The sequence below is a fragment of the Candidatus Woesearchaeota archaeon genome, from assembly GCA_003694805.1.
GTDB lineage: Archaea > Nanobdellota > Nanobdellia > Woesearchaeales > J110 > J110.
The window spans coordinates 1-12,302 of record RFJU01000140.1 but is presented as its reverse complement, the minus strand read 5'-3'; the positions used below and the strand labels follow the sequence as shown (position 1 = coordinate 12,302).

Here is a 12,302-nt window from a genome sequence, read left to right as displayed (position 1 = left end):
TATTTATAGATTTCAGGATGATGACTCTTATGGAATTCCCAAGCAGCTTCACTGAGTTGTGCTGGTTTTTCTTTAGGGAACCTTCCGGACATCATCCATTCATGCATCACCTGAAAATCTTCCAATGAAACATCTCCTTCTTTAACTAAGTCATGCATTGGGCACTCGAAGTCCAACGTTTCATGGTATTTCTCAGCAGCCTTAAAATCGCCCCGCATCATTGCAGTATGCATGGCAACAAAGTCATCAGAGGCCATCAATCTCTTATGAAGCTCGTAAGCGCTGTAATACCCGCTAGCACTTACAAGAACGACTCCGAGAAGGAGCATCAGAAAAACCCCTCCCAGTACTGTTTTTTTACTTACTTCCATTTTTGTTTACCTCCTACTTGTTTTATCTTCTCTCATATCGTCCGTTGAAAAAGAATAATAGTTTTTCTGAAATGAAATGATTGTGAATTTTCAAAAGATGAAATCAAGACCGTATTTGCTGAAATCAAACAAAAAACAACCCGACTATTGGTCTCTGCCTTGATTGAGAACGCGCGAACAGTTTCTTATCCTCGTCTCCCATGCTGCTCACTTGGAAATTCACAGGGCACTTCTGAAAATAATCTACTCCCTCTCTTTTTGGTTTGCAAAGCCTTCTTGCAAACGACAGCCTTGTTTTAGCAAACACAGGAAAGAGTAATGAAAATGAGCGAGAGAGAAGCTGCCAATGCGATTTTGCTTACTTTGACCAAACCATATTCGCAAAAGTCATAAATGTTGCTTTCAATGCTCTTTTTAGGTGTTGTGTGTGATTGAAGAAAAAGCATCGAAAACTGCACCGGTTCTTGGAAGTCTTAGTTTAGTGTTTTGGTTGATACCCCTCTTTGGTTTGCCAATTGCAATTCTTGGATTGCTGTTAAGTGTACGAGGCAAAGCACGACGAAAACTCGCAACGGTATCGCTTATTTGCTCAATAATAGGGTTTGTGCTTGGCATGGCAAACTTTGCGATGGGTGCCTACTTGGCAGCAACAGGCCAACATTCCCTTGTTAATTGGATAATGCAATGCTTCTTTTTCTTTTTTTAGGGTCCGACGAGACGAATTTGCTCACGAATCCTAATCAAACGTTGTCACGATCAAGAATGGACAAGGAAGGCAGTATTAAGTCCTCGTGCTTTTTGTCAAGGAAACCATCAAACCTTCCAAAATCCACACGTTTATAATGGACGTTAAGATGCCTGCAGCCACCTGAGAAGCATCCATACACGTTAAAAACCCCTAAGGTTTTAGCGTCGCCTCACCATTGCACAAGCAGCACCTATAAACTGATTATATATAAACCACCAACGACCACCACTCATTCTTCCCATGCCACGCTTTCCACCACTCAAAGGCAAAGCACTCCTCGCGCCCATGTCCGGCGTCTCAGACATCGCCTTCCGAGCACTCTGCAGAAAACACGGAGCAGCGCTTACCACAACAGAATTCATCTCAGCCACCGCCATCGCCAGGAAAAACGAGAAAACACTTGCCAAACTCGCACTCCACCCCAGTGAACAACCCTCGAGCGTTCAAATCTTCGGCTCCAATCTCCAAGACATCATCACCGCCGCAAAAGCCGTGGAACGCTATGCAGACATCATCGACCTCAATCTCGGCTGCCCCGTCTACAAAGTCATCAGGCAAGGGGCAGGATCTGCTCTTCTCGCCAACGAAGAACAACTCTACCACTTCCTCAAAACCATCACGCGGCACCTCACCAAACCATTCACCGTCAAGATACGCAAAGGCATCGATGAGAACCACAGCAACGCTGTGGCTGTCGCAAAACTCTGCGAAAAAGCAGGAGCTGCTGCAATAACCATCCACGGAAGAACACAAAAACAATACTTCTCCGGCCGGGCAGACTGGGACGCCATCCGCCACGTCAAACAAGCAGTACGGATCCCAGTCATTGGCAATGGAGACATACGAACGCCACACGATGCTCAACGCATGCTCGAACAAACAGGCTGCGACTACGTCATGGTCGGCAGAGGAGCAATAGGACGCCCCCGCATCTTCCACGCTATCAACACCTACCTCGAAACAGGCACAACATATCAATGGCCGTACCACGTCCAACTCGACGACGCCCTCTCCTATTACCGCCTCGCTAGCCACTATCACATTCCAACAACACACATCCGTCAACAAATCATCAACTTCACGAAAGGAATACCCCACAGCGCAACAATGCGCAAGGACCTCGCCACCCTCCCTTTTGAAAACATACGAGACTACCTCGAACGACGCAAACAAGAACTTGAGAAACGAACGGTGAAGAACCGCGAAGAACAAAACAACCACTAAAACGAGAAAAAACAGCTTCTAAACAATTTTCAAAACATATCTCAGCTAAAAAATCCCTCTCCAAGCGAAAAATATAAATACTCAAACCAATCAAGGTACACGCATGCTAGGAAGGTACTCGCCTCAGAATCAGTGGCACCTTCTTAGCAATACCTCTGTTCTCTGCACCTTTATTTCCAAGTGAGTATGCGCTCAGCATATTCCACCTGAGCGCTCTTCAAAACCTTGTAGAGAACAGACTAGGAAAAACAAGAAAAAGAACAAAACGAGGGAAAGCAAATGAAACAAACAAAAAACGAACAAGACCTGCAAACACCACTCCGAGCCGCAGCCATCATCGGCAGGCAGTGCTGCAACCACTCTCTTCTTGATTCTTGCTTTCCCATGAAGCCCTCCCCGTCCAACCAAGGACGCCAAAACAGCACCTCCTGCATCACATAAGCAGAGCAGCAACAGGCAAAAGGAATGAACAACACACGTGCAAACAATAACCAAAGCACAGCCACACACAACACCAAAAACAACACTTGGTAAAAACAAGAAAACAGGACACACAAGGAGGCCTACAATGAACAAAGCAGTTCCTCGATACCATCACCCCTCCCCACCCAACAACATCCACTATCGAATCGTCTACGACACGCAGAACAAGACATACCATTGTGAAGAAATCACTCGCATCTCTGAAACCCCCGCCGACGATGCAAACACGCCCTGCCTCTACCTTACCAACGCGCAAGCAATACCTCACACCACCTTTGAACGACTGCTCAGAGGCGTGCTAGGCGTTGCAGAAAAAGTAAACAACACAGTGCTGAGGCCGGACGAAAAAAACCCCAAACAAGGTTTGGAGACGCTTGTTCACCTGCTGTCAGTCGCGACTGACGCGGTCGCGATCGAACCAAACACAACAAAACGCAGGAAAAGGAGAAAAGCGGCCAGCAACGCACTCGGCCGCGTCGCCGGCGCCTACACCTGAAGGAGCGAATAACAAAAGCAAGCCTGCACAAGAAGGAGCACCGAGGAAGCAACAAGAAAAGCACGCGCTTGCCAGACGGGACTGTTGCCTTGCGAAACCCGAACACTTAAATACCCAGCACGCCCCAAAAGCAGCCACCTATGTACTCGCTGGGCATTGACGAAGCAGGAAGAGGTCCGGTCTTTGGGCCGCTAGTCATGGCAGGAGTCGCCCTTACACCCAACCAAGAACGAGACCTCAAAAAACTCGGCGTGACCGACTCCAAGCTCCTCTCACCCCCCGCCCGCGAGCGGCTATACAAGGAAATCACACGCCACCCCCACGAAATCATCATCGTACACCCCGCGGAAATCGACCACGCAGTTCAGTCAACCACAACCAATCTCAACTGGCTTGAAGCGGACACTGCAGTGGCCATTATCAAAAAGCTCACCAAACGCCTTCCCATAACCACTGTCATTGTAGATTCTCCAACAAAGAACACCAACGCATTCAAGAAGTACCTCCAAACAAAGCTAGGGAACCAAGACTTCACCCTCCTCTGCGAAAACAAAGCCGACCAGCGCTTCACATGCGTTGCTGCCGCCTCCATTCTCGCAAAAGTGACACGAGACAAGAAAATTCGAGAGCTCACTGCCAAGACAGGCATCAACCTCGGCTCAGGGTACCTCACAGACCCTGCCACGCAAAAAACACTTCAAGAACAGTACAATAACCCCAAGCTCGCAAGCATTATACGCGCGTCATGGGCGCCGGTGAAAGAACTGCGAAAACCCCGGCAAACCACCCTTGCCCCAACAGGACCCGCAGGAAGAAGCAAGAAACCGGACGAAAAAACCTTTGCCACCCTGACGCGTCACGGCTTTTCCTTTGAAAACACAAAAACGCCTTACGAAACCGTACGAATGAAAGGCCCCGGCGTCACACTCATTAAGTACACAACCGGAACACTCCTCTTGCAAGGAAGCAAGGCGGCCAAAGAAGCAACAAGAGAGCTGCTCAAGAAACTAAACATACGCTGAAAACACATACTGAAAAAAACAAACGTTCTTCTCCTGCTTCTCGATTCACCAGATCCTCCTATCACACCAACAAAATATGCTCCCTGACAAAAAGATACCTCTCCTGACAAACAGCAAGCTTTATAAACACCTCTCGAGACAAACACCTCCGTTGGAGCAGCACGAAACAAGAGACATAAGAGACATACCATGACAAGAATTACTCGACTAGAGATGAAGGGTTTCAAGTCCTTCGCGAGCAAAACCGAGCTCGTTCTCGGCGAAAAATTCAACTGCGTCCTCGGCCCCAATGGTTCCGGAAAGAGCAACATTCTCGACGCCATTTGCTTTGTTCTTGGCAAAGCAAGCGCCAAGGGCCTCAGGGCAGAGAAAAGCGCCAACCTCATCTACAACGGCGGAAAGAAAAGAAGCCCAGCAAAACAAGGCGAAGTTTCCATCTACTTTGCAAACACCAACAACGTCTTCGGCAACGTTGGCAACGAGCTTAAAATCACTCGTATCATCAAACCGACAGGACAGTCCACCTATAAAATCAACGACAAGACGCACACCCGCCAACAAATACTTGAAATCCTTGCCAAGGCAAAAATTGACCCAGACGGGCATAACATCGTCCTCCAAGGAGACATCGTTCACATGGCAGATATGACGCCTGAAGAACGAAGGCGGGTTATTGAAGAAATCGCAGGCATCTCTATTTACGAAGACAAAAAAGAAAAAGCTCTGCGAGAACTCACCCGTGTCGAAGAAAAACTCAACGAAGCACACATCATCCTCACTGAACGAGAGAGCTACCTCAAAGAGCTCAAAGCAGAACGCGACCAAGCCCAACGCTTCAAAGACCTCGACCAGAAACTCAAGCGAAACAAGGCAACCCTTCTAGACCTTAAAAAACAAAAAAAGACAAACGAACTTGACAAACACCTCGCAACCTACCAAGGATACACAGAAAAAATAACAAAAGCCGAAGAACAAATACGTAAACTCAGAGAAGATATTGCAAAGAAAAAAGAGAACGTTGAAGCTATCAACAAGGAAGTTGAAGAGAAAGGAGAGCGCGACCAAGTCGCGTTGCACAAAGAAGTCGAAAAGCTCAGGCTCGACATCGCTCTTGGCAAGCAACGCATTGAAACGCTCAAGCAAGAACTCTTCAAACTGCAAGAGCGGCGAGAAGAGTTGCTCAGAACCAACAAAGAGCTTGATTCAAAAATAAAAATCCAAGAAAAGAGCAGAAAATCAATCATTGATGAAATTGCAAAGAAGGAAAAAGAGATAGAAAAGCTTGAGAAGCGAATAGATGAATTCAAGCAAAAACATCACATGGAGGACGCTGCGGACCTGGACAGCCGCATCGTAGCCATCGATAAGGAAGCCGAACACATCCAAGAAGAAATTAGCGAACTGAGGGAACAGCAGCAAAACTTGCTCAGGGAACAGGACCGTATCGAAATAAAACTCTCAACGCTTGACGAAAAAATAAGCAAGGTGGCAAAGCTTGCCAAGGAACACAAAGATCAACTACAAGAGCTTAAAGAAAAAAAAGCACGATTCAAGCAAACCACGCTTGACTTGAGCAAGGCACTCAATGAAAGCAGCAATATAGCTGCACAGCTTGCAAACGCGCGCGACAAGCTCCTCTCGAAAAAAGAAGAGCACTCAAAACTCAAAGCAAGAACGGCAACCATACAAGAAGCGGCAACGAGAAACCTCGCAGTGAAGCGCATTCTCGAACAAAAAAAGAGCATACGAGGAATCCACGGAACAATCGCGCAGCTCGGCAGCGTCAAGAGGGATCTAGCATCCGCCCTCGAAGTTGCGGCTGGCGCGCGCATGAACGCTGTCGTCGTTGAAAACGACAAAGTTGCCGAGCAGTGCATCCGTTACCTCAAGGACAACAAACTCGGTGTTGCAACCTTCCTCCCCCTCAACAAAATAACCCCGCCGCCGCCACAACAAGCGCCCAAATCCAAAGGCATTATTGGTCGCGCCGTGGACCTCATCACGTACGACAAAAAATACGCCAAAGCATTCGCCTACGTCTTCGCCAACACGCTCATCGTTGAATCCATTCCTGCAGCCAGAAGCATCGGCATCGGAACCTACAGAATGGTCACGAAATCAGGAGATCTCATCGAACGGAGCGGCGCCATGCAAGGCGGATTTCGCAACCGCAAGGAAGGGACAGGATTTCAGGAAAAAGAAACACAAAAAGAACTCCACGCCATCGAAAAAGAACTTGCAGACATCGAAGCAATCATCAGAAAACTCGAACAGAAAAAACAAGACCAAGACGAACTCATAGAGCGCCTCAGGACACTCAAAGCCGAACTTGAAGGAGAAATTATCAAACAAGAAAAAACACTCTTTATCGATTCGGAAGACCTCGATCTGAACAAAGAAGCCAAGCAAAAACTCCTCAAAGAGAAGGAAACCATCGCCAAAGAACTCGACAAACTCGCCGATGAAATAAGCCAGAAAACGAGGAACCTCGCGACGCTCAAAATAGAAAAGAGCAATCTGAGAGAAAAACTGGCCACGATGCGTAACCCCCGCCTCCTCGCAGAACTCAACACCTTCCAAGACAAGCGCCAAGAACTCAAAACAGAAATCGTCGAACTTCGCGCCCAACTTAAAAACGCGGAAAGCGAAATGGCCAACATCCTCGGGCCAGAAGCACAAAACATCAAAAAAATCCTCAAGCAACACGAAAAAGAGCGAGAACAATTCCTCACCGAACAAAAAACGCTTCAAGAGCAAATAACCAAACAAGAGCGAGAACTCAAACAAAAAGAACAAGAAGAGAAGAAATTCTTTGCTCAGTTCAAAGACCTTTTCAACAAGAGGAGCAAAATCGCAGAGGAAATAACCAAAGCTGAAAACAATATTTTCCAACTCCAAGACCAAATACGCACGCTTCAAGCCAAAGCAAACGCGATCAACCTCGACATTGCGCGTCTCAAAGCAGAAATCGCCGCCATAGAAGAAGAAGCAAAACCTTTCGATGGCGTCCCGCGCTTCGAAGGAAAAAGCGAGGCGGTCATGACAAGAGAAATCAACGAATTCGAGAAACTCCTCGAAAACTTTGGCGCCGTCAATCTCAAAGCCCTCGAAATTTACGACAAAGTAAGTCAAGAGTACGACCAACTCATCAAGAAAAAAGAGCGTCTTGCAACAGAACGAGAAGATGTCCTCGTCATGATCAATGAAATAGACTCCCGTAAAAAAGAACTCTTCATGCGAACCTACGAAGTCGTCAGCAAGAACTTCAGCACCATCTTCGGAACACTCTCCACGAAGGGCCAAGCCTTCTTCGAACTCGAAGATAAAAAAGACCCCTTCGCAGGAGGGCTCACTCTCCGAGTCCGCCTCTCAACCAAGCGCTTCATGGATATTCGCTCACTCTCCGGCGGCGAAAAAACACTCACAGCCCTAGCCTTCCTCTTTGCCGTCCAAGAACACGAACCGGCAAGTTTCTACGTCCTAGACGAAGTTGACGCCGCCCTCGACAAGCACAACAGCGAAAAACTCGCAAAAATGATCCGTGCCTACGCTGACAAGGCACAATACCTCATCATCAGCCACAACGACGCCATCATCTCAGAAGCAGACAACCTCTACGGCGTCTCTATGGACAGCGACGGCATCAGCAAAATAACAACACTCCAACTCTAGACAAAACGAAAAAATAAAAAACAGCGCTAAGAACTGCCATCACTCATTTCTTCTTTTAATTCCTCGTTAACCTTCTCCACAACCTCGTCCATGTACTGCTTCTGCCCAGTCTTCTCCCACACCCCGCTCAACGCTGGTTGCTTTGCCTCATCAACTAATGAATGCACCATCTTCAAGTGAAGCATAATCTCCTTATCCTCCTTCACGTCAATGTCAAGAAGCTTGAGCACGGCGGTCATGTGCAAAGCAAGCTCACGCATCAAGACTGCAAGTTCATCCCTCTTCGTCGCGTAAAACTGCAAATACTGCTTTTTATACACGTCCAACTTGTCAATCACTTCTTTCAAATGCGTCTGGATGCGCCAATCAGACTTTAACTCTTCGAACTCCTCAAGCTCGGCGGCCTCGACCAGCTCATCCATCTTGTCAACTTCGTGCCTCAGCTTCGGCTCGACCTTACGATCCTCCAAAGCATCCTCAACACTCTTCAACACCTGATCTAGCTTCTCAAACAGTTCCTTGTGCTCCTTCTCCACTTCAGAATCTTTTGTTACGACAGCAAAAAGCTTCTGCGTATACGTTGCAATATCAAAGACGCCCTGCTGAATAGCCGTGAGCGCCTGCTCAGACACGTCATGCGAACTCAAAATCTTCGAGGTCTCACTGATAATGCGAATAATCTCCCGCGCTAACTTAATCATGGCCTTATGAATGATAAACCTGCTCACCATTGACTTGACCCTCCCATGCTAAACAGAACAGTCCAGGAGCGAAGGAGTATATTAACGTTTCGGTAGCGCCGAACACTAAAGAAGACGGAGGAAGGGGCAGGAACACAAAAAACACGAAACAAACAAAAAAAGAACGTGCACCGGCCGGGACTTTCGTGCCGACGAATAATAGTCAGTACAGACGTTACTCATCAACCATTCGAACCCGGATAGCCGGCTTGGAAGGCCGGAGTCATAGCCATTAGACCACCGGTGCACAGCAGCGAGGTGCGTTCCAGTCCTTTTTAAACGTTTTGCAGTACCATTTAAACGGTTTTGTTAGAACGAAAACTATAAAAGACAAGACAAAAAAATAACTGCAGGTTTATGTCAAGAAACACGCGTCTACTCCGTCCCGCGCTCTTCTTCGTCATACTCGTGTTAGCCACCCACGCAACACTCGCAACAACGTACTACGTCCGAACGGACGGGAACGACTCATGCAACGGCCTCTCAAACACGCCCGGAACTTCAGGGAATTGTGCTTTTGCAACAGTTCGGCACTGCTACGAAATAATGAAGGCAGGCGACACCTGCCATATCGGAACGGGAATCTTTAACGACCTCCCAGCAGCCTGGAGCAAAACAACAACGCCAACAACGCTTACAGGCACCCTTGCCTGCACCCATGGCGTAACAACTATAACAGGGACGAACACGAAATTCACAAGCCAAGTCTCCCCCGGCGACTTTATTCGCTGCGACGCAGACCCAACAGACACTGACGTGAACTACCGCGTACAAAAATATGTTCCCTGGACTCGCGTATCATCAATTCAGAGCGACACCCAACTCACACTAGAAGAAGGCTACAGGGGAACGACCACGACAGGGAGCACAGGAAAAACCGTGCAATTCTACCACATAGAAGGAGAAGGCAGGGATAACACCATCCTCACCAATTACGTCCGCCTCACAGATGTTTCTTACAGCGACTTTCACAAATTCACCGGCGCACCCTTTGATTGCGATCGATCACAACCAGGCATCCAAGACTGCACCAACGTGTGGACGTTTTGCGCACCGCATGCCGTCGTCAGTAACGCAGTTGGCACGCATCCCAGAAGCGGGACGACATCCGTCGCTGGCCACGCAGGAATCCAAGCACCGCTTCGTCTCGACATGGTAGATGACGACGACATAGCAGTTGGAGCAACACTCGGCCGACCAAAGGGGCTTCGGCCCTACAGTCAATGGGTTGACTCTCGCTACCTCAGAAGCCAATATCAACCTCCCGCGACCGACGAGTATGTCATCGCCTGGACGAACACCTGGCCAGGAACCCTCGCAGTCGTTCTCGATCAAGACATGCCCACGGGGTGCCCAAACCCCAGCGATGATCGCTGGTACTTCCACCCGAGAGAACCCATCACAACAGCGTCAGACGTGTGGATCGGCTCAAAAGAAAAGCGCAACAGCTTGTTTGAAGGAACATACCACCTCGTTCAAGACCTCACTCTCCTCGCCGCACAAGAACACAGAGGAGACAAAGACGCCGACAAGCATGGGTTTCAACTGGGAACCTCCTCAGGCGCTCACTTCATATTTCAACGCATACGCGTCCTCGGCAACGCGTGGCCATACGCGTCCTCAGGCATCCACCACCACATCGCAGTTGAAGATGCAATCATCACCATGGGGCCCATCGGCCACATTGGAGACTGGATGGGCTTTTACAAAACACAATTTCTTGGAGGTTTCCCCAAGAGCGGCGAAACCCAACCCTTTGGTTCAGGAACGTCCCTCGCGTCAGCTCCGGTCTTCGACTCAAGCAGGCTCTTTGGCGGATCAGCATACCCCGGCGATGAGCCCGTCTACACCGCAGGGAGCGGGACGGACTGCTACGACTTCGACGCCGGAACGCATCGAGAACAATGGGACGGTTGCGGCACGCACGGACCTATTTTTCATGGCGAAGTCAATGATCCGCAAAACAAATACGCATTCTGGATTAACAACATACTTGAATGCGGCACTGGAGAAATAGTCACGCACCCAGCCGAGAATGCAGGATTCGTCTTTATCCATAATACCGTCGGTCGATCCTGCGGCTTTGCAGGAAACACCGTGACTCACTGGCAATACGACCGAACCGCGACGAGCACAACAAACGCCGCAAATAACGTAATTCAAAACAACGTCTACCTCTGGTTCGCAGCCACCAATGCTGCCCGACAATTCTATCGGTGGGAAGAGCGTGACGTGTACGACACTGCAAAACCCGACTATAATGCGTACTTCACAGAACCCAACCAGCCAGTCATCCACGAATACGGAAACAACATAAGAAAAACTCTTGCTCAAGTGCAAGCAGACGGAAAAGAACAACACTCAGTCTCGCGCTATAACATCGATCTTCGCGACTACTTCATCGACCCGGACTGGACAGACAACCCCGAAAGAGGAGCGGACTACACCCCACTCGCAGGAAATCCGGCCATAAACCTGGCAAACCCCTCCTGGTGCCCAAGCTACGACTACTTCGGCAATCCTCGTAACGATGGCGCGTGCGACGCAGGAGCAGTAGAGTATCAAGGAGGCGGAGGCCCTGTCTGCACAGATGCTGACAAGGACGGCTACGGGGGTGGCTGCGCTCTTGGACCTGATTGTGATGATAGCAACGCGGGTGTGAATCCCGGCGCGTCTGAGGTGTGCGGGAATGGTGTGGATGAGGATTGTGATGGCGTGGCGCAGGAATGTGTTTGCACGGATAGTGACGGTGACGGGTACGGCGTTGCGGGCTTGAACACTGACTGCGCCCTTGTTGGTGATGACTGTGATGATAACAATGCGAGCGTGCATCCAGGCGCTCCAGAAGTGTGCGGAAACGGCGTCGACGAAGACTGCACCGGAGCAGACCAACAATGCACCACGCCCGCAGAGACACTATACCAGTTTGACTTTGACAACCCCGACTTCATCGTCACGCGGCAAGACTGGATCAGCATCCTCCCAACAACGCACTACGCTCCCGGAGGGTATGGCTGGAGCGAAACCCCTCGCTACTCCATCTCTGGCCAGATAACAGATGCAATCTACCGCGACCACCACAAACACTACAACCCGCTCACCTTCAGTGTCGATGTGCCAAACGGAGCCTATGAACTCACGTTTTACCTCAACAACCACCACCACGCCATCGACAACATGAAAATCGAAGCAGAAGGCGTGGTGCTCTTCCCAGACTTGACCCTGGGCCAGAACAACCCAAGCACGAGAACTTCCCAAATAGACGTTGCTGACGGAACGCTCGACATAACCTTTGACGACCTTGGCGGAACATACAACGAATGGACCATCAACGGTCTAGAAATCACGTCGCTCGAGGCAGCTCCCTCATGTTTTGATGGTGTTCAGAATGGTGGTGAGGAGGGTGTTGATTGTGGGGGTTCGTGTGCGCCGTGTTCGTCGTCGTGCGTTGGTGGTTTGGGTGATTTGGATTGCTCGACTGAAGTTGACGTGTTTGATTTGACGTTGGTGGGGAGTAGGTTTGGTTGTAGTGCTGCTGCTGGTTTG

8 protein-coding genes are annotated in these 12,302 nt (G+C 49.2%); 6 read left to right on the top strand and 2 right to left on the bottom strand.

What is annotated here, in order from left to right; translation table 11 throughout:
* On the bottom strand, positions 1-329 hold a 329-nt coding region (locus tag D6783_05295), incomplete at its 3' end, for a hypothetical protein (protein RME52300.1).
* 469 nt (positions 330-798) lie between these two features.
* Between D6783_05295 and D6783_05290 the strand changes: the two genes are divergently transcribed.
* The 5 genes from D6783_05290 to smc all read left to right on the top strand — a co-directional run bounded on the left by D6783_05290 (position 799) and on the right by smc (position 8,016).
* The gene (locus D6783_05290; GenBank protein RME52299.1) at positions 799-1,077 is read left to right on the top strand and encodes a hypothetical protein; all 279 of its coding nucleotides are present in this window, start codon (positions 799-801) and stop codon (positions 1,075-1,077) included.
* A 282-nt stretch (positions 1,078-1,359) separates the two neighbouring features.
* Positions 1,360-2,343, top strand: a complete 984-nt coding sequence (gene dusB, locus D6783_05285) for a tRNA dihydrouridine synthase DusB (protein RME52298.1) — start codon at positions 1,360-1,362, stop codon at positions 2,341-2,343.
* Positions 2,344-2,821: 478 nt separating this feature from the next.
* On the top strand, positions 2,822-3,322 hold the full coding sequence (locus D6783_05280; protein RME52297.1) for a hypothetical protein: 501 nt from the start codon (positions 2,822-2,824) through the stop codon (positions 3,320-3,322).
* A gap of 140 nt (positions 3,323-3,462) precedes the next feature.
* Complete coding sequence (gene rnhB / locus D6783_05275) at positions 3,463-4,344, top strand: ribonuclease HII (GenBank protein ID RME52296.1); 882 nt, start codon at positions 3,463-3,465, stop codon at positions 4,342-4,344.
* Positions 4,345-4,533: 189 nt separating this feature from the next.
* On the top strand, positions 4,534-8,016 hold the full coding sequence (gene smc, locus D6783_05270) for a chromosome segregation protein SMC (protein ID RME52295.1): 3,483 nt from the start codon (positions 4,534-4,536) through the stop codon (positions 8,014-8,016).
* 26 nt (positions 8,017-8,042) lie between these two features.
* Here the strand turns inward: smc and D6783_05265 are convergent, their stop codons facing one another.
* Positions 8,043-8,747, bottom strand: a complete 705-nt coding sequence (locus D6783_05265) for a hypothetical protein (protein ID RME52294.1) — start codon at positions 8,745-8,747, stop codon at positions 8,043-8,045.
* A 366-nt stretch (positions 8,748-9,113) separates the two neighbouring features.
* Between D6783_05265 and D6783_05260 the strand changes: the two genes are divergently transcribed.
* The coding region (locus D6783_05260; GenBank protein RME52293.1) for a hypothetical protein at positions 9,114-12,302 on the top strand (3,189 nt) is incomplete at its 3' end.